Here is a 22,080-nt window from a genome sequence, read left to right on the forward strand (position 1 = left end):
TCCCGGCGTCGCAGCTGACGCGATGAGGAGGCACCGACGCTTGACGCTGGCGCAAGGCACATCCCCCCACCGCGCTGATACGCACCCGCGCGCGCCGCAAGCCCTGCGCAGCGCCCAGATCGACGCTGCCGATCCCGATCCGGTGCATGCGCTCAAACGTGGGCTCGGCCCCGGCCCGTTCGCGATGGTCACGTTGTTTGTCAGCCCCGACGCCGATTTCGCCCGTATCACGCATGAGGCGCATCAGGCGTTTCCGGGGGCAGAGGTTCTGGCCTGCACCACCGCTGGCGAGATCGGCGTGACCGGCTATGTCGAAGGGCAAATCGTCGCCGCCGGGTTCCCTGCCGCGCTGTTCAGCACCCGCACCGTTGTGTTCGACGAACTGTCCGATTTCGACCCCCAGCCCTCCATCGACCGGGTGATCCGGGCGCGTGTGGCCCATGCCGAGGACGCCCCGCGCAAACTGCACGAATTTGCTTTCCTGATGATCGACGGCATGTCGCTGAAAGAGGACGAGGTCGCAGGCGCCATGGCCGCCGGGCTGGGTCCGGTGCCGCTGTTTGGCGGCTCTGCCGGTGATGGCGCGCGATTTGGCGAGGCGCTGGTTTCGCGCAATGGGGTGATCTACAAAAACGGTGCGCTGCTGGCGCTGGTGCGCTCCGCCTGCCGGGTGCGGGTGTTCAGCCTCGATCACCTGCAACCCACCCGCCGCCGCATGGTGGTGACCGAGGCCGACCCAACCGCGCGTATCGTCCATCAGATCAATGCCGAACCCGCCGCGCAGGAATATGCCCGCGTGCTTGGCCATGACCCGGCGCACCTGACGCCCTCCACCTTTGCCGCGCATCCGGTCGTCGTGCGGCTTGGCGGGCGTCACCATGTCCGCGCGATCCGCCGGGTGACCGAGGACGGATCGCTGATCTTCTTCTCCGCCATTGACGAAGGCATGGTGCTGACGCTGGCGGAGCCTGAAAACATGGCCACCCATCTACAGCGCACACTGGATGAGATGTTCGCCGAGGAACGCCCTGAAACGATCCTTGCCTGTGACTGCATCCTCCGGCGGCTGGAGGCGGGCGAAAAACAGATGACCCGCGACATTTCGCAGATCCTGTCCGGGGCGCGCATCATCGGGTTTGGCACCTATGGCGAACAGATGGGGGCGATGCATGTCAATCACACGCTGACCGGCGTCGCCGTTTTCGCCCCTGATCCGCCGGGCGATCCCGCGAGCACCGCCGCGCCTGTCCGCTCCGTCGACCTCCCATGAACGATCTGATCGACCCGACCGACAGCCTAGAGCGGCAGAACGAGAAGCTTCTACGCATTGCCAGCGCCCTGATGCACCGGGTGGAGCAGGACACCGACCGGTCCGGCGCGGCCTATGCGCAGTTCGAGCGTGCCGCGCTGCTGGAGGATCAGGTCCGCCAGCGCACGCTTGATCTGGAACACACGCTGGCGCTGCTGCACGATTCCAACGCCGAACTGGCCATCGCCAACCGCGAAACCGAACGTGCCCGCCGCGACCTTGCCGATGCCATCGAGGCCGTGAACGAAGGCTTCGCGTTGTTTTCCCCCGAAGGGCTGCTGGTCATGTCCAACAGCCGCTTCTGTCAGCCGATGGCCGATGTGGTGCCTGCCCTGCAGCCCGGTCTTAGTTTTGAGGACTATATCCGCCGGGTGTCACGCAGCCGGTTTCTTGCCCTGCCCGAAGGTGAAACTCCTGAAAGCTGGGCCGAGCGACGCATCCAGCGGCATGCCGAAAACCACGTCATGCTGAATGTGCGGCTGATCTGGGACCGCTGGTTGCAGGTGTCCGAACACCGCACCGGCAATGGCGGCACGGTTGTGTTGCAAACCGACGTGACAGACATCATGCGGCTGGAACGCGAAGAACGCTCCAAGCTGCTCGACCGGCAGGCGCAGATGATCCGCGCCACGCTGGACCACATGAATCAGGGCGTGTGCATTTTCGACAGCCAGTCGCGGCTGGTCGGGTGGAACCAGAAGGTGGGTCCGCTGCTTGCCGTGCCCATCACCCGCTTTCGACTGGGGGCGAGCTTCGATCTGCTGATGGATCGGCTTGGCACCGAAAAGGGGTTCGAGGCCGATATGTCCACCGAGGCGTTGCGCGACTGGGCGCACCGCCCTGCAGGCCGCCCGCCCCTATCGTTCGAGATCCGTCAGGGCAGTCACACCACGCTCGCGGCCTTTGCGCAGGAAATGCCAGATCGCGGCTTCGTCATCTCGTTTACGGACGTGTCCGCCGAACGCGCCGCCGCCCGCGCGCTGCACGAGGCCAACGACCTGCTGGAACAGCGCGTGCTGGAACGCACACTGGAACTGGAGGATGCGCTCGCCGCCGCCGAACGGGCCAATGCCTCCAAAAGCCGCTTTGTCGCCGCCGCCAGCCATGACCTGCTGCAACCGCTTTCGGCGGCAAAGCTCTACGTTTCCTCTCTGGCCGAAGGCGACCGGCCTGCCGCTGATCTGGCCGTGCTGGCCAAGGCCGAAAGCGCGCTGGTATCCGTCGAACAGATCCTCGACGCGCTGCTCGACATTTCCAAACTGGAAAGTGGCCGTGCCGCATTCGATATCGCCGCCGTTCGGCTGATGGATATCCTGACGCCGCTTCAGCACGAATTGCAGCCGCTTGCCGCGCAAAAGGGTCTGGACCTGCGCATCGTGCCCAGCGCCGCAGTGGTCGAAAGCGATGCTTCGTTCCTGCGGCGCATTCTGCAAAACCTGATCGGCAACGCCATCCGCTATACCGAAACGGGGCGGGTTCTGGTCGGTGCCCGACGCGCCAATGGCGGGCTGCGGATCGAGGTTTGGGATACCGGGCCCGGCATCGCCGAGGCGGATCAGGACATGATTTTTCAAGAGTTCCACCGATTGGGCAACCGCGCCTCAGCCTCCGAAGGGATGGGGCTGGGTCTTGCCATCGTGGAACGCGCCTGTGCCCGGCTGGGGCATCCTTTGGGCATGTGGTCGGAGCCCGGCACCGGCACCGGGTTTTTCGTCAGCCTGCCGCTCAGCACCGCCACCGGCCGGGAGCCGCATCAGGTGCCGGGCCGCTCCGGGCCGCGCCTGCTACAGGATGCCGGTTTGATCGTGCTGCTGGTCGAAAACGATCTGGACCTGCGCCGCGCGCTAAGCCTGCTGATGGAAAAATGGGGCGTCTCCGTGCTCGATGTCGAAGACCCCCGCACCGCGCTGTCCCTATTGGAAGAAATCGAAATCACGCCTGATGCACTGCTGCTTGACTATCAACTGGGCGAGGGCGGCAATGGGCTGGATCTGCTGGATGCGATCCGGGCGCGCTACGGGGCCCTGCCCGCCCGCGTGATTTCTGCGGACCGTTCCCCCGCGCTGCAGCAGGGCTGCGCCACGCGGGGGGTGGAATTGCTGCAAAAGCCGCTGAACACCGCCGCGCTGGAGCGCTTCCTGATCGAGGCCGCGGCGCAGGTCCGCGGCTGATCGAGGCGCGGACTGCACGCCGCGGCGCACCACGTATTCCTAACGGCCCGTCCCGGTTTCGCGCGCGGGAAGAAGCTGCTGCACCACACCCACGCCCAGCAGGTAGACCGAGCTGACCACCAGCCCCCAATGCGCCCAGCTTTCGGGATCGAACCCATGCCACGCCGCCCAAGCCGCAAACCCGGTCCATGCCAGCGCCACCGGCAGCGACAGCGCCCGCCAGCGCCGGGTGCGCACGGGGTGAATGAATTTCAGCGGCAGGAACATCGCCACCGCCAGCACTGCCACGATCCCCAATGAGATCCAGAAATCCGGGCGGATCGCGAACAGCACCAACACCACCATGTTCCAGCACCCGGGAAAGCCCAGAAACGAATTGTCCCGCGTCTTCATCCGGGTATCCGCGAAATAGATCACACTGCCGAACGTGATGAGGATGATCGCAACCCAGCCAGTCCAGCCCGGCAAAAGATCCGATGCGAACAAGGCATAGGCCGGGATGAACACATAGGTCAGGTAGTCGATGATCAGATCCAGCAGCACCCCGTCATAGAGCGGGGCATGCGTTTTGACGTCGTAGCGCCGCGCCAGCGGCCCATCGATCCCATCCACGGCAAAGGCCACCACCAGCCAGAGAAACATCAGCGACCAGTCGCCAGCCGTCGCCGCCAGCAGGGCAAGCATCGCAAACACCGCCCCCGTGGCGGTGAGCAGATGCACGAGCATGGCTTTGAGCGCCGCGCCGGTCACGGGGCCTCAGCAATGACGCGGTGTGCGGGGTCAGACCGCATTAGGCAAATCCCGCCCCGCCAGATGCGCCTCGACATTATCGAGCGCCACGGCCCCCATCGCTTCCCGCACCTCCAGCGCGGAGGTGCCCAGATGCGGCAGCAGCGACACGTTGGGCATGTCGCGCAGCGCCTGCGGCACCTCAGGTTCGTGCTCGTAGACATCCAGCCCGGCACCGCCCAAGCGGCCTCCCTGCAATGCCGCGATCAGCGCAGTCTCATCAACAATGTCACCGCGGGCGATATTGACCAGCCGCGCATGCGGATGCATCGCCGCCAGCGCCGCCGCGTCGATCAGGTGCCGCGTCGCGGGCGAGGCAGGCACCGCGACCACCACCACATCGACCTGCCCCAGCATCTCGTGCAGATCCCCGACCTGCTGCGCCGGGAAATCGACCTGCTTGGCGGAGCGGTTGTGATACAGCACCTCCATGCCAAAACCGTAATGCGCGCGCCGCGCCACCGCCTGCCCGATATTGCCCATGCCGATCACGCCCAGCCGCTTGCCCGTCATGTGCAGACCCAGAAGCTGCGTCGGCTGCCAGCCCGGCCAGCGCCCCGCGCGCACCATTGCCTCGCCCTCGGACGCGCGGCGACAGGCCATCAGCATCAGCATCAGCGCCACATCCGCGGTCGCATCGGTGACCGCGCCGGGAGTGTTGGTCACCGCGATCCCGGCGTCACGCGCGGCGGCAATATCGATATGGTTATAGCCCATGCCGAAATTCGCCAGCAATTTGCAGCGCGGATCGTCGCCCCCGGCGAAGGCCTCGGCCGTAAACCGGTCGCCAAGCGTCGGCACGATGATGTCATAGGCTGCCAGCGCTTCGCGGGCCGCATCCGGGCTCACGCCTTCGGGCGTATCCTCGACGATGACCTCGCCCAATGTCCTTGCGCGCTCCAGCACCCTGTCGGGCATGGCGCGGGTAATTAGGATGCGCGGCATCAGAACATCCTCCCGCCATCGGGCACCTCGGTCGACGGGCCCAGCAACACGACCTCGCCGTTGGCGTCCGGCACGCCCAGCACCAGAACCTCCGACATGACCTTGCCAATCTGGCGCGGCGGGAAATTGACTACTGCCACGACCTGACGGCCCGGCAGGGTTTCGGGGTCATAATGCGCGGTGATCTGGGCGGAGCTTTTCTTCTCGCCGATCTCGCCTCCGAAATCGACCCACAGCTTTATCGCGGGCTTGCGTGCCTCCGGGTAGGGTTCGGCGCGGGTGATGGTGCCGACCCGGATATCAACCTTCATGAAATCGTCGAAGCCGATCTGCGTGGCGATGTCATTGGCCCCACTCATTGCGACAGCTCCTTCGACCGGGCTGCTGCGGCGCGGATTGCGCGTGCCATCAAGGGCGGCAGTCCGCTGTTCTCGTCCATCAAGACCTCAAGCGCGGCCGCCGTCGTGCCATTGGGCGAGGTCACGTTTTCACGCAGGACCGAAGGCGGATCTTCGGACAGGCGCGCCAATTCGCCCGCGCCCGACACGGTGGCCCGCGCCAATCGCAGCGCCAGCTCCCGGTCCAGCCCTTCGGCCTCGCCCGCCGCCGCCATCGCTTCGATCAGGTGGAACACATAGGCCGGGCCGGACCCGGACACGCCGGTGACCGCATCCATCTGCGCTTCGCTGTCCAGCCGCACCACGTCGCCCACGGCTGACAGCAGGCGTTCGGCCAGCGCCATGTGATCTTCGCCCGCCTTGGCATTGCCGATCAGGGCGGTGATCCCGCGCCCGACGGCTGCCGGGGTGTTGGGCATCGCCCGGATGATGGGGCTGTCTGCACCGAACGCGTTTTCAAACGCCGCGATCGGTGTGCCCGCCGCGACGGAAACGAACAGGGTGCCGCCGCCGCCCAAAGCCGCGATCCGCGGCAGCGCATCGCCCATCATCTGCGGCTTCACCGCGATCAGGACCAGAGCGGGATTATCCGGCAGATCGGCATTCAGGCGCAGACCTTCGATCCCTTGCAGCCAGTCTGACGGCTTGGGGTCGAGCACCGTTACAGACGCGCTTGGCAAACCTCCGGCGAGCCAGCCTTTCAGCATCGCCGAGCCCATTTTTCCGCAGCCGAGCAGAACCAGCCCGCGCTCCCTGATGCTGTCCATGTCCATCGGGGTCTCCTTCCCTAAGATATCGTCTGTCACGTTGCCCCGGACACTAACGCCCCTCGCGTCGGGCACAAGCGCGGAGCCCGGCCCTGATCCTTGGGCCGCTCGGACGCCTGCCCGCGACACGCCCGGCACTGGACCTGCTCCGGAGCGGCGCCTATAAGGCGCACATCATGTCCGGCTTCGTGATCAGCATACCGTTCCGGGTCGTGGCGCGTGGCGCCCAATCCGCGATGACCCTGCCCCGAATTACGGGCCCGGCGTTCTGACTCAGGGACGCCGGGACAAGGCGCATGGCTTCGCCGCGCCGCCTGCACCATGCCGCGATCCGGTCACGGCGCTTCGACTGCACGCCCCTGCCCCGCATGTTCCTGCCTTGCACGGCCCTGCATCGACCGCCGCATCCGACCGCCGCCGCCCGATCTAACGACCTATCTCCGAGGACCGCCGCCCATGTGCGCCGACACGCCCAACACCGACACCGCCGCCCCCGATTACAAAGACACGCTGACGCTTCCGGAAACCGACTTTCCGATGCGCGCCGGTCTGCCCAAGCGCGAGCCCGAATGGCTCGACCGTTGGGCCCGGCTTGGCGTTTATGACCGCCTGCGCGCACAGGCAGGCGACCGCACCCCCTTCGTGCTGCATGACGGCCCGCCCTATGCCAACGGGCATTTGCATATCGGTCACGCCCTGAACAAGACGATCAAGGACATGGTCGTGCGCAGCCAGCAGATGATGGGCCGCGACGCGCGCTATGTGCCGGGCTGGGATTGCCATGGACTGCCTATCGAATGGAAAATCGAGGAGCAGTATCGCAAGAAGGGCCGCAACAAGGACGAGGTCGACGTGATCGACTTCCGTCAGGAATGCCGCCGCTTTGCCGAAGGCTGGATCAACGTCCAGCGCGAGGAATTCAAGCGTCTGGGCATCACCGGCAACTGGGCCGATCCCTACCTGACGATGAATTTCCACGCCGAGGCGGTGATCGCGGCGGAGTTCCAGAAATTCCTCATGACCGGCACGCTCTATCAGGGCTCGAAACCCGTCATGTGGTCGCCGGTCGAAAAAACCGCACTGGCCGAGGCCGAGGTCGAGTATCACGACAAGGAAAGCTTCACCATCTGGGTGAAATTCCGCGTCAGCGATTTCGGCTCGCCCGAGGATGATCGCTCCTTCGAGGAAGAGTCCGACGAGGATCGCGAAGCGGTGCTGAAGGCGCTGACCGCCACGGCGGAGAAGTTCGTGGGCGCGCATGTCGTGATCTGGACCACCACGCCGTGGACCATCCCGTCCAACAAGGCCGTGGTTTACGGTGCGGATTATGACTACGGGCTTTATGAGGTGACCGGAACGCCCGACGAATGCTGGCTTGCCGTGGGCGAACGCTACATCCTTGCCGATAAGCTGGCCGCGCGCACCTTCGAGCGCGCGCGCCTGTCCGAGGGCCAGTATCGCCGCGTGAGCGATGTCAGCGCCGAACAACTGTCGCGTATGACCCTGCACCACCCGCTGGCCGGCGCCGAAGGCGCGAATGGCGAATGGGACGCGCCCCGCGATTTCCGCGCCGCCGATTTCGTCACCGACGAAGAAGGCACCGGCTTTGTCCATTGCGCGCCCTCCCACGGGATGGAGGAATACGAGCTTTACCGCGATCTGGGCATGCTGGAGCAGGTCATCACCTATAACGTGATGGACGATGGCGGCTTCCGCGCCGATCTGCCCTTCTTCGGCGGCAAGTACATCCTCAATCGCAAGGGCGGCGAAGGCGATGCCAACAAGGCGGTGATCGACAAGCTCACGTCCGTCGGGGGCCTGATGGCGCGCGGCAAGATCAAGCACAGCTATCCGCATTCGTGGCGGTCCAAGGCGCCAGTGATCTTCCGCAATACGCCGCAGTGGTTCGCCGCCATCGACCGCCCCGTGGGCGACGGGCAGAACCAGAACGGCAAGACCATCCGCGAACGGGCGCTGACCTGCATCGATCAGGTGGCGTGGACCCCGCAGGCGGGCCGCAACCGCCTGCATTCGATGATGGAAGGGCGCCCCGACTGGGTGTTGTCCCGTCAGCGCGCATGGGGCGTGCCGCTCACCTGTTTCACCCGCAAAGGCAGCTTGCCCACCGATCCCGACTTCCTCCTGCGCGACGAGGCCGTGAACGCGCGGATCTGCGCGGCGTTTGAGGAAGAAGGCGCGGATGCGTGGTATAAACCGGGGGCGAAAGAGCGTTTCCTCGGCGACGAATATGCCCCTGACGAGTGGGATCAGGTCTTCGACATTCTCGACGTGTGGTTTGACAGCGGCTCCACCCATGCCTTCGTGCTGCGCGACCGCGAAGACGGCGCCGCCGATGGCATTGCCGATCTCTACCTCGAAGGCACCGACCAGCATCGCGGCTGGTTCCATTCCTCGATGTTGCAGGCCTGCGGCACCAAGGGCCGTGCCCCTTATCGCGGTGTGCTGACCCACGGGTTCACGCTCGACGAGAAGGGCAACAAGATGTCCAAATCGCTGGGCAACACAATCGCGCCCGACGATGTGGTCAAGCAATACGGTGCGGACATCCTGCGACTCTGGGTGGCGCAGACCGATTACACTAGCGATCAGCGCATCGGCCCGGAGATCCTGAAAGGCGTCGCTGACAGCTACCGCCGCCTGCGCAACACCATGCGGTTCATGCTGGGCAACCTGCATGGGTTCACCGCGGCAAATGCCGTTGAACCGGCGCAGATGCCCGAGCTGGAGCGCTGGGTTCTGCACCGGCTGGCGGAACTGGATGCCAAGGTCCGCGAAGGCTATGCCGCCTATGACTTCCAAGGGGTGTTTCAGGCGCTCTTCAACTTCGCCACCGTGGACCTGTCGAGCGTCTATTTCGACATCCGCAAGGACACGCTTTACTGCGATCCCGAGGACAGCCTTGGCCGCCGCGCCGCGCTGACCGTGCTGGATCTGCTTTACCACCGGCTGACGACGTGGCTTGCGCCGATCCTTGTCTTCACGATGGAAGAAGTCTGGCTGGAGCGCTTCCCCGGTGAAGACAGCTCGGTTCACCTTGTCGATTTCCCCGACACGCCCACCGCATGGCGGGATGAGGCGCTGGCCGCGAAATGGGCGGGCATCCGTCAGGCCCGCCGTGTGGTCACCGCCGCGCTGGAGGTTCAGCGCCGGGATAAGGTGATCGGCGCTTCGCTGGAGGCCGCTCCGATTGTTCATGTGGAAGATAACAGCCTGCGGGCCGCACTAGAAACGGTGCCCTTTGCGGATATCTGCATCACCTCCGCGATCGAGGTATCCGGCGCACCGGCGCCCGACGGCGCTTTCCGCCTCCCGGAAATCCCCGGCATCGCGGTCGTCTTCGCCGAAGCCTCGGGTGACAAGTGCCAGCGCTGTTGGAAAATCCTCCCCGATGTGGGCGATCACACGCATCCTGCCACCTGCGCACGCTGCGACGCCGCGCTGGACTGACCCCACCCCATAGACCCGGCTGGGCCTGTCCCGGCCCTCGCGCCGCGATCCGCATCCCGGATCGCGGCGTTTTGCGTTTGGCGGGCCTGTCCCGCGATTCTTTTTGGAACAGCCAACGCGGGGTCGCGTTGTGGGCAGGACACATATTTTCAAAACTGGGAGAGTTCGATGCAACGCAGACTTATCGGAAATGGGGTGCTGGTCTCCACCGCGCTGACGCTCAGCTTGGCTGGCGCAGCCCATGCGCAGACCCGGCTGGAGATCGAGCAAGACCAGGTCACCGGCCTTGCCGAAGAATGCCAGATCCTCGTCGATGTGATCGACCAAATGGGCAATACGGTGCCCGAGGACGAAGCCAATAATATTCTGGACGCGCTCAACTCCAATTCCGCTGAGGATTGCGGCACCTTTGCCCAGACCTTTGCCGATGACGACGCCGAAGTCGAACTGAGCGATGAGCAGATGGCGACGCTGAGCGGCACCGCCGAGGCCGACGCCGACGCCGAAGCCCCCGACGCCGCCGCAGCGGATACCGAGGCGGACGCCGAAGTTGACACCGACACGGCCACCGATGCCGCACCTGCCGAAACGGATGCCGCAGCCGAGACCGAAGTTGACGCCGCCGCGACACCCGAAGCCGACACCGCCGAGGCAGATGTCGATGCAGACGCTGCCGATGCTGATGTGACCGCTGACGCAGATGCCGAAACGGACACGCCCGAGGCCACCGATACCGCACCCGCAGCGCTGACCGCAGGTCAGTCCGCTGACACGGAGACCACAGATGCTGTGGAGGCCGACGCGGAAACCGCAGATGCCGAAGTCGAGACCGACACGACGGAAACGGAAACCGAAACTGTCGAAGTCGATACCGAAACGCAGGAAAGCGCCACCGCGCAGGTCGAAGAAGAGACCCGTATCGAAGGTCAGGCCCGCATGATCGTGCCGACGCCGCAGGTCGACGTCGAACTCGATTCCGCTCAGGTCAACGTCACGAAGTCCCAGCCCGAAGTCTCCGTCACCGAGCAGGCGACCGAGATCGAACTGCGTCAGGAACAGGCCACCGTCGACGTCCAGATCCCCGAGATCATCGTGCGCGTCGATATCCCGGCCCCGACGCTTTACATCCAGACGGCGGAACCGACCGTCGAAGTGTCCAGCGGCGATCCGCAGGTCGAGGTCAGCCAGCCGGAACCGCGCGTATCCGTCACGCAGGGCGAGCCGACCCTCGCGCTGGATCTCGACGCGGGTGAAACCGCCGATGCCGATGCCGACGCGACCGCTGCGGATGCCGACGCTGACGCCGCAACCGCCGACAGCGACACTGCGACGGCAACTGCCGAAGGTGGCTCAGCCGAAAGCGACGTGAACATCGCAGCGGGCGAACCCGAGGTGACGATCACCGAAGCGGAAGGTGAGCCGAATGTCACCATCTCGACCGCCGAGCCGGTGATCAACTATCAGGCCGCCGAGCCGAACGTGACGGTGAACTTCGCGCAGGAACCGCGTGTCGAGATCAACAACGTGGGCGAGCCCACGGTGCAGTTCGAGACCGCCGAAGAACGCGAACAGCGTCGTGCGGGTCAGGACCAAGCCGCAGCCGAGGGCAACGAAACCCCTGCCGCTGACGCCGCAGTCGCCGAAGGCGAAGCCGATGCAGCCGCCGCTGACGCGCAGCCCGCTGCCGAAGGCGAACAGACCGACGCAGCAGCCGAGCAGCCCGCCGAACCCGAGCAGGCCGCTACCGCAGGCGCCGCTGTGACCGTCGCCGATATCCTCGCGATGGAGGTCTACACCGAAGACGGCGAAGATCTGGGCAACCCTGATGCCATCGTCGAAGTGAACGGCACCCAGATGCTCGTCATCTCCGAAGGTGGGTTCTTGGGTCTTGGCGAAGATCAGGTCGCTGTGCCGATGTCGCGGGTGAGCATGGACGGTGATCGCCTTGTGCTGCAGTCGCTGACTGAAGACGACATCGAAGAAGCCGGTGATTTCGAGTTCAACGACGATCAGGCACTGGCAGACGACGCCTCTGTGCAACTGAACTGATCGACGCTTTGATCGTTACGATGCGGGTGGCCTTCGGGCCGCCCGTTTTCGTTTCGGATGTCAGCTCATCAGGCTGCGACGGATCAGGTTTAGCCCTGCAATCGCCAGCACCAGCAATGTGATCTTGCGGAATTTTTCCTGATCCAGACGGTCTTGCAGCATCTGCCCGATCACCATGCCCCCCAGCGCTGGCGCCAGCATCAGCACCGACAGCGGAAGCGTCTGGGCGGTCAGCACGCCGGTTCGCAAATGCGCCAGCAGCAGCAGCACGGATCCGACGCCATAGACGACGCCCTGCACCCGGATCTGTTCCTGCTTGGGCGTGTCAATTGCGGTCAGGTAGGCCACCGTCGGAGGCCCCCATACACCAGACAGCCCGCCCACGAACCCGGCCATCGCCCCCATGATAAGCTCCGCCGGGCGTCGCTGAGTCACGGTCAGGCGCAGCCTCCAGCCCGCCAGTTGCAGCACAGCGAAACCGACGATGGGCACGCCGATCAGCATGAACAAAGCTTCCGTGCTGAGGACGCGCACCAATTGTGCCGATCCCAGCAAGAACACCCCGCAGATCAGCAAAAACAGCCAAAACCGACGAGCCGAGGCCAATGCCGCGCCCGTGCCCTGCCGCAATGCCTGCATGCCATTGGTCACCAATGTCGGCAGAATCAGTGCCGCCAAGGCCAATTCGGCAGGCAGGATGCTCCCCAGACCTGAGATCAGGATCATCGGCATCGCGAAGCCGACAGCCCCCTTCACAAACCCGGCCAGCAAGCCGATCGCGAGGGCAAACACAAAGGTAACGGGGTCCAGCCCATTCAGGGCAGCGTCGAAAAATGAGGTCATGCCAAGGGCATATAACAGCCGATCCGCCGCCGCATGTAGAATTATGCCCGGCAAACGGCAAAGTCACTATAGTTCATTGTGAAGTAATTTTTTGAATTATTATTGCGCTGCACCTGCGAAGGCTCTATGTCAGTTCTGCACGCCCGTTGACGGAGATACCAATGCCCCACGATGGCCAGACGATGCCCCGCCCTGCCGATCATCCGACCCTGCTGCCTGACTTGCTGTCGCAGACGGATGCTGCGTTGCCAGCGGTCGAACAGCTGCTGGACCGGGCCACCGCGCTGCTGCGCGACAGGGTCAGCGCAGAGGGTCGCGTATCGCCCGCGCTGCTGGAGGCGCATCAGCATGCCGCACACGGGTTGGCGTGGCTCGCCACATACCAGCAGGCCCTGCGGCAGTTGCAGGCCTGGGCCGAGCGGCTGCAAACCGCAGGTCAATTTGGCGAGGTGGAGCATCTGCTACTGCAGATCGGCTTTGGCGAATATCTTGCCCAGATCCGGGGCGGCATCCCGATGAGCCAAGGGGAAATGCTGCGGCTTGCCGATCTTGGGCTCGACAGCGATAGCATCGCCCTGCTCGACACCGACGCAATCCGTACGCTGTGCACGCAGGCCAATACCCAAGCGGCGCGCAGCAGGCTTGTGACCCTGATGCAGGAGCAGGACGCCAATGTAACCGTCGGGGCCACCGGGCTCGATGACGAATTGGAAATGATCCGCGAGCAGTTCCGCCGCTACACGCAGGACCGGGTCGAACCCAATGCTCATGGCTGGCACCTGCGCGATGACCTGATCCCCATGGAGATCATCGAAGAACTCGCGGAGATGGGAGTTTTTGGCCTGACGATCCCCGAAGAGTTCGGCGGCATCGGCATGTCCAAGGCCGCGATGGTGGTGGTGTCCGAAGAACTGTCGCGCGGGTATATTGGCGTCGGGTCGCTTGGCACCCGGTCGGAAATCGCGGCGGAGTTGATCCTGTGCGGCGGCACCGACGCGCAGAAAGCGCACTGGCTGCCCCGTATCGCCAGCGGCGAAATCCTACCTACCGCCGTGTTTACCGAACCCAACACGGGGTCTGATCTTGGCAGCCTGCGCACGCGGGCCGTGCGCGACGGTGACGACTACGCCGTGACCGGCAACAAGACATGGATCACCCACGCCGCGCGCACCCATGTCATGACCCTGCTGGCGCGGACCGATCCCGGCAGCACGGATCACCGGGGCCTGTCGATGTTTCTGGCCGAAAAGACCCCCGGCACGGAGTCCGATCCCTTCCCCACCCCCGGCATGACCGGGGGCGAGATCGAAGTGCTGGGGTATCGGGGTATGAAGGAATACGAACTGGGTTTCGACAATTTCCGCGTCGCCGGTGATAACCTGCTCGGCGGGGTCGAGGGTCAGGGTTTCAAGCAACTGATGCAGACCTTCGAGAGCGCTCGCATCCAGACCGCCGCGCGGGCCATCGGCGTCGCGCAATCCGCGCTCGACCTTACGATGCGCTACGCGGTGGAGCGGCGGCAGTTCGGCAAATCGCTGATCGATTTCCCGCGCGTGTCAGGCAAGCTGGCGATGATGGCCGTGGAAATCATGATCGCGCGGCAACTGACCTACCATTCGGCATGGGAGAAGGATAACGACCGCCGCTGCGATCTGGAGGCTGGCATGGCCAAGCTGCTGGGCGCCCGCGTGGCATGGGCGGCTGCCGATAACGGGCTGCAAATTCACGGCGGCAACGGCTTTGCGCTAGAATACGCAATCAGCCGTGTGCTGTGCGATGCCCGCATCCTCAACATCTTCGAGGGGGCGGCAGAAATTCAGGCGCAGGTCATCGCCCGGCGGCTGCTGGGCTGATCGGCCCGGCACCGCCTGCGTTCCCGCCCGCCTAGTTGCCTAATTTGGCGTGCACCTCATCCAGATCGACCTCCCCCACCGGCATCTTGTTGGCGGGGTTTTCGAAGTCGTATTTGAACAGGACAAAGTCCTTTTTATACATCTCGTAGACGAGGTGCATGGACAGATCGTCGAAATAGTCCTCGACTGGATGCGCCCGCTTGGGCCCGTGGCCCTCGCTCTCGTTAAAGCGGGGGATCGCTGCCAGATCGACCGACTTCGGGGTCTCCACAGCGTCCAGAACCGATTGCATCCCGTCATTGAACCGTTCGGTCCAGAAGATATTGTCGTAGCGCCCGCCATTCACGATGAACGTGGAAATGTGCCCCGACATGGCCGACCAGTGAATGTCGGGGTCCATCGGGCGCCGCCACCGAACGGTATCCCGTGCGAACAGCAGAAAGCGGCGGAAGCTGCGGATCTGATCGAATTCGAATCCGGTTTCCGGATCACCCACTTCGATCCCGTATTTCTGCACAAGACTCGGAACGAGATTCCCCCGATACCGGCGACCATTGCGCTGAATGCCGCAAATCTTGTCGAAAAACGACGATAGGATACGGGTGTATGGGTTGCGCACACAGGTGAAGCTGTAGGAGCCATGCGCCTTCACATTGCGTTCAATCGGGGCCTGACTGTGATCGAGCGCCCATTTGTGCAGCCCGTCCGTGGCGTCATGGATGTCCCCGTCGAAGAACGCACCATGATCCGAGTAATACATGATCTGGCCGATGGTCGAACAGGCGCATTTCGGGACCACCCGATACACCATGCTTTCGCTTTCCGTCATCCACGTTCCGGGGAACCCCATCGCCGTCTGCCTCCGCTGATCCGGGTTCTTGGTTGCCGCCCGGTCGTTTCTCGCACAAAAAAGCAAACAAACCCTGCGGACACAACGACTGTTGCGCCCTGCGGGCACGAAACCTGAGCGAGGCCCCCCTACCGCATGGCTAAAATCGCCTTCATCCTGCTGTGTCACAAGGACCCCGACGCGATCATCGCGCAGGCCCGCAGCCTGACCGAAGCCGGTGACTGCATGGCCATCCATTTCGATGCCCGCGCCAAGGAGGCTGACTGGCGCCGCATTCGCACCGCGCTAGCCGACAACCCCAATGTGACCTTTGCCCGCAAGCGGATCAAATGCGGCTGGGGGGCGTGGTCCTTGGTTCAGGCCACCCTGCATGCGGTGGAAGCGGCAGTCGAAACCTTCCCCCGTGCCACGCATTTCTACATGCTGTCGGGCGATTGCATGGCGATCAAATCCGCCGATTACGCCCACGAACTGCTTGACCGCGATGATGTCGATTACATCGAAAGCTTCGACTATTTCGAAAGCGACTGGATCAAGACCGGCATGAAGGCCGAGCGGCTGATCTATCGCCACTACTTCAACGAGCGCACGCAGAAGGGTTTGTTCTACAGTGCGTTCAACCTGCAAAAAAAGCTTGGCCTGACCCGTGCCATCCCCGCCGATCTCCAGATCATGATCGGGTCGCAATGGTGGTGCCTGCGGCGGCGCACCGTGGAATGGGTGCTCGACTTCACCCGAGAGCGGCGCGACGTGATGCGCTTCTTTCGCACCACATGGATTCCGGATGAGACGTTCTTCCAGACCATCGTGCGCCATGTCGTGCCGAACCATGAAATTCGCACCCGAACGCTGACATTCCTGATGTTCTCGGACTACGGGATGCCGGTGACGTTCTACAACGATCACTACGATCTGCTGCTAAGCCAAGATTTCCTGTTCGCGCGTAAGATCAGCCCCGGCGCGACGGAGCTGAAATCCCGACTGGGAGAGCTTTACCTCTCCGGGCGGACGGATTTCACGATCTCGAACGAGGGCAAGCGGCTCTACAAGTTTTTGACCGAACGGGGCCGCATCGGGCGCCGATTCGCGCCGCGCTTCTGGGAAACTGAGGCGAGCCTTGGCCGCGAACGCGAATTGCTGATCGTCACCTCCAAAAAATGGCATGTGGCCAAACGCTTGGTCGAGCAAATCCGCCAAAGCACCAGCCTGCCATGCATCGACTATCTGTTCAACGAAGAAAGCACCCCCCTGCCGGACCTTGGCGGCATCCAGTCCACGCTGGAAAAGCGCACCCGCCATCGCCGGGCGTTGCTGCGGATGCTGTTTGATTACTACGGCAGCAACCGATTGGTGATCTGTCTCGATCCGTCGATGCTCGACATGATTCAGGATTTCTACGCCGATCGCTGCACCTGCCGCTTGCTGGAAATCGACTGCGACTTCACGGATGACTACCTGCTGGGCCATGCCCGCCGCGTCGGGCTGGCAGGGGCGGACACGCCGCAGGACACCGTTGACCTGCTCTTGCCCACAATCCGCTATGATGTGGTTTACGAAAGCGATCAGATCCGCGACGCGAATTTCCCGCTGTTCGAGCGTATTCGTGAAAGTGCGGACGCGGAGACCAACACCGCCCCGCTGGCGCGTTTCCTGTCCATCCCTGAGCCGCAAGCGCGCGCGTTGGCCGAGACCGATCACCTGTTCACCGATTGAGGGAGCCCCCAATGCCCTACGACTACGACCCCCAGAACATTTTTGCCAAGATTCTGCGCGGTGAAATTCCGTCCCAGCCGGTGCTGGAGACCGAACATTCGATTGCCTTCCCCGATATCTCGCCACAGGCGCCGACCCATGTTCTGGTGCTGCCGCGCGGGCCGTATGTCTGCTACGATCACTTCATCGCCGAGGCGAGCGAGGCCGAGATCCTCGATTTCACCCGGGCCGTGGCCGAGGTCTGCCGCATGACCGGTCTTTGCCCCGGCGACGGCAAGGATGGCTACCGGGTCCTGTTCAATTCCGGACTGCATTCGGGACAGGAAGTGCCGCATCTACATGCCCATGTCGTCGGCGGACGTCCGTTGGGGCCGCTGCTGGCACGGGACTGAGGCTCATCCCTCCAGCGCGCGGATGAGAATACCGCGCGCACGCGCCCACTGCTCGGGCCCGTGGCTGGCGTAATATTCCAGCCCCGGCGCCGCGTTGACCTCCAGCACCGCAGGCCGGTTCTCCGCCACCATCAGATCGACCCCGGCCCACTCAAGGCCCAGCACCTCCGCCGCCCGGATCGCCAACGCGGCGCAATTTTGCGGAAGGCGATCAATCAGATCCTCCAACGTGCCCCCGGTGGTTAGATTGGCGGCGGCGCTCAGCGCCAGACATTCGCCCACGGCCAGCACCCGTGACCCCTGCCCCTCCGGCACCGACAAAGTGACCCCGCCGTGGCGCGCGCGCAGCGCCTGCTGCAAGCGGGCGGTCAGGGTGGCGACATCGCTGCGCCCGTCGCCCACCACCTCCGCCGGGCGGCGCGCAAAGGCGGCGACGACCGCACCGCGCAGCACGTTCACCCGCAGATCGCGTCCCGGCAGCGTCGCTTCCAGCCGCAATTGGTCGGCATGGGCAAAGCCAGCCTCCAGCCCACGCTCCAGATCCTCCGCCCGATCGATCCGCATGACGCCTTCTCCGGCCGCGCCCTGCAACGGCTTCAGCCATACCGGCCACCCGGCCTCCTCGGCAAAGTGTCGTGCATCGGTCGCAGGGTCCGGCAGGGCGGCAGCCGCCCCCGGATTGTGCCGGGCCAGCGCCGCGCGGAACCGGGGCGCAGACAGCACCACCCCATCGGGGGCCGACACGCCCGCTGCGCGCAACCGCCGGGCGCAGTGATCCTTGTCCCGGGCCCATGCCGCCGCCGCGTCGGAATTCAGCCCCAGCGCCGCCCCCCGGAACAGCCGTGGCGGACGCCCCGGCAACCGCACCTGCCCTACCTGACCAAACGCAGGCTCCACCTCGACCGTCCCGCCGAGGGCCGACGCGGCCTCGTGCAGCAGACGCAGAAACGGGCGGCGGAACACAGGTAGATCGGGGGTCAGAGGCTCCAGCATGGACAGGCTCCGCAGGCTCTTGCACGGGACAGGGCAATCGCTATCCTGCAGCCCGATCTACGCGGCGCCCGGACGGCCCGCAACAGCCTGCAGGAACGGAGCCTCCCCATGCCCATCGATGCCCCCGAAACCGAAGTGGTCGACAACTGGCGGGTGGCCTGCGACGGCAGCGAAGGCGCGCTGGGGCATCCCCGCGTCTGGCTGCCCATTCCGCATGACCGGGGCTGGGTGGAATGCGGCTATTGCGATAAACGCTTTGTGCATCGCGATTTTGCCACCGGCGACGCCGCAAGCGAGGATCTGGGCAACAAGCCCTGACTCCATGCGAAAGGGCCGATCCCTACGGACCGGCCCTTTGACGTGATCGATATCCGAGCGTTAGCGGCAGAGGCTCTCGCGCGCCCTGACGGATACGGGACCGGCTCAGAACGGCAGGTTCATGCCCGGCGGCAGGCCCAGCCCTTCGGTCAGCTTGGACATCTCTTCTTTGGATTTCGCAGCCGCTTTCTGCTGCGCGTCCTTGATCGCGGCAAGGATCAGATCCTCCACGACTTCCTTTTCGTCGGGATTGAAGATCGACGGGTCGATTTCCAGACCGGTCAATTCGCCCTTGGCGGTGCAGCGCGCGCGCACCAGACCGGCGCCGCTTTCGCCGACGACGACGGTGCGCTCCAGCTCTTCCTGAAGTTCGCCCATCTTGGCCTGCATGTCCTTGGCGGTTTTCATCATCTTGGCCATGTCGCCAAGTCCGCCCATACCTTTAAGCATGTGTGCTATCCTCTGTTCAGTCTTCCTCGAACGGATCCCATTCGTCCTCGACCTCCGGCAGCGCGTCCTGCGCGGCGTCGGTCTCGATCTCGGTCGGGGTCCGTATTTCGGTGATTTCGGCGCCCGGGAACGCGGCCAGAACGGCTGCGACCAGCGGGTGATTGCGGGCTTCCTCGCGCGCGGCCAGTTCGGCTGCATCACGCACCTCGGCGATGGTTTCGCCACCGCCCTCCGCCGCGACCGACACCGCCCAGCGTGCGCCGGTCCAGCCCTGAAGCCGCGCGCCCAGACGCTGCGCAAGGTCACGCGGCGCGTCGGGGGTCGGCTGGAATTCGATGCGGCCGGGGCTGTAGCTAATCAGCCGCAGGGTGGTTTCGACCTCGACCAGCAATTTCACATCACGGTTCTGACGGATCAATTCCACCATCGCCTCGAAGCTATGATAGCGGGCAAGCGCCTCTTCGGGCTGAAGCGCGACGGCGGCTGCGGGACCACCACGCCCCATCGGCGTGCCTGCGGGCGCGGACGGCGGCGGCGCCACACGGCCCGCTGCCTGCGCCGGACTGGTCTGCATGCCCGCCTGCGCCCCTGCACCCGTGCCACGCACCCCGCCGCCACCACCGCCGCCTGACGGGCCGGGGCCATCGCCGGGCGCGGGCACTGGCAGGCTTTGCAGCCGTTTGATCAGGTCTTCGGGGCTGGGCAGGTCCGCGACATGGGTCATGCGGATCATCGCCATCTCGGCGGCCATCATCGCATTGGGCGAGGCTGCGACCTCCTCCAACGCTTTCAGCAGCATCTGCCACAGCCGCGACAATTGCCGCATGGCCAGCGCCTCGGCCATCTGGCGGCCACGGTCGCGTTCTTCTGGTGCGACGGTCGGGTCTTCGGCGGCCTCTGGCGTGATCTTGATGACCGAAACCCAGTGACAGATCTCCGCCAGATCGCGCAGCACCGCCAGCGGATCGGCCCCATCGGCATATTGCGCGGACAGTTCCGACAAGGCCCCCGCCGCGTCCCCGCGCATCACCAGATCAAACAGGTCCAGAACCCGCCCCCGATCGGCCAGCCCAAGCATGGCGCGCACCTGTTCGGCATCGGTTTCGCCCTGCCCTTGGCTCAGCGCCTGATCCAGCAGCGAAGTCGCGTCCCGCGCCGAACCTTCCGACGCCCGCGTCAACAGCGCCAGCGCCGCATCGTTGATCTGCCCGCCTTCGGCATCCGCGATCCGGCGCAGCAGGGCGATCATCTGTTCCGCCTCGATCCGGCGCAGGTCAAACCGCTGGCAGCGCGACAGCACCGTCACCGGCACTTTGCGAATCTCTGTCGTGGCAAAGATGAATTTCACATGCGCGGGCGGCTCTTCCAGCGTCTTGAGCAGCGCGTTGAACGCGCTGGTCGAGAGCATGTGCACCTCATCGATGATATAAATCTTATAGCGGGCCGAGGCTGGCGCGTAATGCACCGTATCGAGCACCTCAGCCCGGATATCGTTGACCGAGGTATTCGAGGCCGCGTCCATTTCCAGCACGTCTACATGACGCCCCTCGGAAATCGCCACGCAATGCTCGCACACGCCGCAGGGTTCGGTCGTGGGCGTGCCGCTGCCATCCGGGCCGACACAGTTCATACCCTTGGCGATGATCCGCGCGGTCGTTGTTTTCCCGGTGCCGCGAATGCCCGTCATGATGAAAGCCTGCGCGATGCGATCGGCGGCAAAGGCGTTTTTCAGCGTGCGGACCATCGCCTCCTGCCCCACCAGATCGGCAAAGGTCTGGGGCCGGTATTTCCGGGCAAGAACCTGATAGCCGGGCGGGGTCTGGTCGGACATTGATGCTCCGTTCGCGGGTGTTTCAGCGCCCGTGGTCACGGACCGTTAGAACCTAATGGCAGCGGGGCGCGGCGTCCACCACCCCCGGCCAACGGGCGCCGCTCCGACTCGGCCCTGTGACGCTCAGTTCCCCGGTGCGGGGCGATCTTGTCCGGGACCGGGCGCGACCTCGGCGGCATCCGCGCCTTCCAGTAGTGCGGCGCGGGAGCGGGAGGCAAATTCCCGCCGCCAGATCACCGTCATCGTGATGCAGGCCGAAATAATCAGCGCCCAGCCGCCAGCCAGCCAGCCCAGCGCGCCCAAGGCGAAATAGATCGATCGCAAGGCGCGGTTATAGCTTTTGGCGGCATAGGCATTCAGATGGCCCGCCCGCGCGGCGCGGGGATAGGCGCGCGGGTGCTTTGGGTCATTGGGCACCGCCGCCATCAGCACCGCGCAATAGCCAAACAACCGGTGCGCCCAGACGAATTTCAGAAAGGCATGCGCCACGAACAGAAGCACCAGCAGGATCTTGACCTCCCACACCACGGCCGGGGCCTCGCTCAGCGCCAGGTCGGAGGCGACGCCGGTCAGCCGGTCCGGATTGCCGATCAAGGCCAGCCCACCGCCCAAAGTCAGCATGCAGGCGGAGGCAAAGAACGTCGTTCCCTGCCGCAGGCTCGACAGGATGGTCGCGTCAAAGATCCGCGGCGAACGGGTAACGTATTCATGCATCCAGTCCTGCCGGTAGCGCTGCATCAGCACCGTCACCGACAGATTGCGCAGACGCGGATTCTCGATCCACCAGCTGGAACAGACCCAAGCCAGCAACAGCAGCACAACCCCGACTGCATCGGGCAAGGTGAAATGGGTGAGGCTTTCAAGCAAGTTCATGCGCGCGACCCTAGACCGGTGCCGTGGCCTTGCCCATTGTGGATTTTGGTTATATTAAATTACCAATT

Annotated in this window: 18 protein-coding genes; 8 read left to right on the forward strand and 10 right to left on the reverse strand. The window is 64.5% G+C overall.

Going from position 1 to position 22,080, the window contains the following annotated elements; translation table 11 throughout:
* Nucleotides 1-40 precede the first annotated feature (40 nt).
* Together CBW24_RS14585 and CBW24_RS14590 are read left to right on the forward strand one after the other, a co-directional pair.
* Nucleotides 41-1,270, forward strand: coding sequence for an FIST N-terminal domain-containing protein (locus tag CBW24_RS14585; RefSeq protein ID WP_232529847.1), 1,230 nt, complete (start codon nt 41-43; stop codon nt 1,268-1,270).
* Nucleotides 1,267-3,480, forward strand: coding sequence for a hybrid sensor histidine kinase/response regulator (locus CBW24_RS14590; RefSeq protein ID WP_097373994.1), 2,214 nt, complete (start codon nt 1,267-1,269; stop codon nt 3,478-3,480). The genes CBW24_RS14585 and CBW24_RS14590 overlap by 4 nt, the downstream gene beginning before the upstream one ends.
* A 39-nt stretch (nt 3,481-3,519) precedes the next feature.
* Here the strand turns inward: CBW24_RS14590 and CBW24_RS14595 are convergent, their stop codons facing one another.
* The 4 genes from CBW24_RS14595 to proC are packed head-to-tail and all read right to left on the reverse strand — an operon-like array spanning nt 3,520 to nt 6,385.
* On the reverse strand, nt 3,520-4,206 hold the full coding sequence (locus CBW24_RS14595) for a CDP-alcohol phosphatidyltransferase family protein (RefSeq protein ID WP_097374261.1): 687 nt from the start codon (nt 4,204-4,206) through the stop codon (nt 3,520-3,522).
* A gap of 54 nt (nt 4,207-4,260) precedes the next feature.
* Entirely contained in the window at nt 4,261-5,214 is a 954-nt protein-coding gene (locus tag CBW24_RS14600; RefSeq protein ID WP_097373995.1) for a 2-hydroxyacid dehydrogenase, read from the reverse strand.
* Complete coding sequence (locus CBW24_RS14605) at nt 5,214-5,573, reverse strand: tRNA-binding protein (RefSeq protein ID WP_097373996.1); 360 nt, start codon at nt 5,571-5,573, stop codon at nt 5,214-5,216. Before CBW24_RS14605 ends, CBW24_RS14600 begins: the two co-directional genes overlap by 1 nt.
* The gene (gene proC / locus CBW24_RS14610; protein ID WP_097373997.1) at nt 5,570-6,385 is read right to left on the reverse strand and encodes a pyrroline-5-carboxylate reductase; all 816 of its coding nucleotides are present in this window, start codon (nt 6,383-6,385) and stop codon (nt 5,570-5,572) included. The genes CBW24_RS14605 and proC overlap by 4 nt, the downstream gene beginning before the upstream one ends.
* Nucleotides 6,386-6,835: 450 nt before the next feature.
* Here proC and ileS point away from each other — a divergent pair, with 450 nt between their 5' ends.
* Together ileS and CBW24_RS14625 are read left to right on the forward strand one after the other, a co-directional pair.
* Entirely contained in the window at nt 6,836-9,847 is a 3,012-nt protein-coding gene (ileS, locus tag CBW24_RS14620) for an isoleucine--tRNA ligase (RefSeq protein WP_097373999.1), read from the forward strand.
* A gap of 168 nt (nt 9,848-10,015) precedes the next feature.
* Nucleotides 10,016-11,896 carry a PRC-barrel domain-containing protein gene (locus tag CBW24_RS14625; RefSeq protein WP_097374000.1) on the forward strand — a complete coding sequence of 627 codons (1,881 nt, stop codon included), beginning with the start codon at nt 10,016-10,018 and terminating at the stop codon, nt 11,894-11,896.
* Nucleotides 11,897-11,956: 60 nt separating this feature from the next.
* On the opposite strand, the gene CBW24_RS14630 is transcribed toward CBW24_RS14625, so the two are convergent.
* Complete coding sequence (locus CBW24_RS14630) at nt 11,957-12,739, reverse strand: sulfite exporter TauE/SafE family protein (protein WP_088662759.1); 783 nt, start codon at nt 12,737-12,739, stop codon at nt 11,957-11,959.
* 161 nt (nt 12,740-12,900) lie between these two features.
* Between CBW24_RS14630 and CBW24_RS14635 the strand changes: the two genes are divergently transcribed.
* On the forward strand, nt 12,901-14,592 hold the full coding sequence (locus CBW24_RS14635) for an acyl-CoA dehydrogenase family protein (protein ID WP_097374001.1): 1,692 nt from the start codon (nt 12,901-12,903) through the stop codon (nt 14,590-14,592).
* A gap of 31 nt (nt 14,593-14,623) precedes the next feature.
* Here the strand turns inward: CBW24_RS14635 and CBW24_RS14640 are convergent, their stop codons facing one another.
* Nucleotides 14,624-15,442, reverse strand: a complete 819-nt coding sequence (locus CBW24_RS14640; protein WP_097374002.1) for a sulfotransferase family protein — start codon at nt 15,440-15,442, stop codon at nt 14,624-14,626.
* Between the two features lie 135 nt (nt 15,443-15,577).
* Between CBW24_RS14640 and CBW24_RS14645 the strand changes: the two genes are divergently transcribed.
* Together CBW24_RS14645 and CBW24_RS14650 are read left to right on the forward strand one after the other, a co-directional pair.
* Nucleotides 15,578-17,155, forward strand: coding sequence for a DUF5928 domain-containing protein (locus CBW24_RS14645; protein WP_097374003.1), 1,578 nt, complete (start codon nt 15,578-15,580; stop codon nt 17,153-17,155).
* An 11-nt stretch (nt 17,156-17,166) separates the two neighbouring features.
* Nucleotides 17,167-17,547, forward strand: a complete 381-nt coding sequence (locus CBW24_RS14650) for an HIT domain-containing protein (RefSeq protein WP_097374004.1) — start codon at nt 17,167-17,169, stop codon at nt 17,545-17,547.
* A gap of 3 nt (nt 17,548-17,550) precedes the next feature.
* Here CBW24_RS14650 and CBW24_RS14655 read toward each other — a convergent pair whose 3' ends face one another.
* On the reverse strand, nt 17,551-18,540 hold the full coding sequence (locus CBW24_RS14655; protein WP_097374005.1) for a hypothetical protein: 990 nt from the start codon (nt 18,538-18,540) through the stop codon (nt 17,551-17,553).
* 108 nt (nt 18,541-18,648) lie between these two features.
* Here CBW24_RS14655 and CBW24_RS14660 point away from each other — a divergent pair, with 108 nt between their 5' ends.
* Nucleotides 18,649-18,858: a zinc-finger domain-containing protein gene (locus tag CBW24_RS14660; protein ID WP_088662765.1), complete on the forward strand. Its 210-nt coding sequence runs from the start codon at nt 18,649-18,651 to the stop codon at nt 18,856-18,858.
* 105 nt (nt 18,859-18,963) lie between these two features.
* Here CBW24_RS14660 and CBW24_RS14665 read toward each other — a convergent pair whose 3' ends face one another.
* The 3 genes from CBW24_RS14665 to CBW24_RS14675 form a co-directional block, all read right to left on the reverse strand.
* Nucleotides 18,964-19,308, reverse strand: a complete 345-nt coding sequence (locus CBW24_RS14665) for a YbaB/EbfC family nucleoid-associated protein (RefSeq protein WP_088662766.1) — start codon at nt 19,306-19,308, stop codon at nt 18,964-18,966.
* 16 nt (nt 19,309-19,324) lie between these two features.
* Nucleotides 19,325-21,139 (reverse strand): DNA polymerase III subunit gamma/tau, encoded by a 1,815-nt coding sequence (locus CBW24_RS14670; RefSeq protein ID WP_097374006.1) that lies wholly within the window; start codon nt 21,137-21,139, stop codon nt 19,325-19,327.
* Between the two features lie 123 nt (nt 21,140-21,262).
* Nucleotides 21,263-22,012 carry a DUF599 domain-containing protein gene (locus CBW24_RS14675; RefSeq protein WP_097374007.1) on the reverse strand — a complete coding sequence of 250 codons (750 nt, stop codon included), beginning with the start codon at nt 22,010-22,012 and terminating at the stop codon, nt 21,263-21,265.
* Between the last annotated feature and the right edge of the window lie 68 nt (nt 22,013-22,080).

This window comes from Pacificitalea manganoxidans, from assembly GCF_002504165.1.
In the GTDB taxonomy this organism is placed as follows: domain Bacteria; phylum Pseudomonadota; class Alphaproteobacteria; order Rhodobacterales; family Rhodobacteraceae; genus Pacificitalea; species Pacificitalea manganoxidans.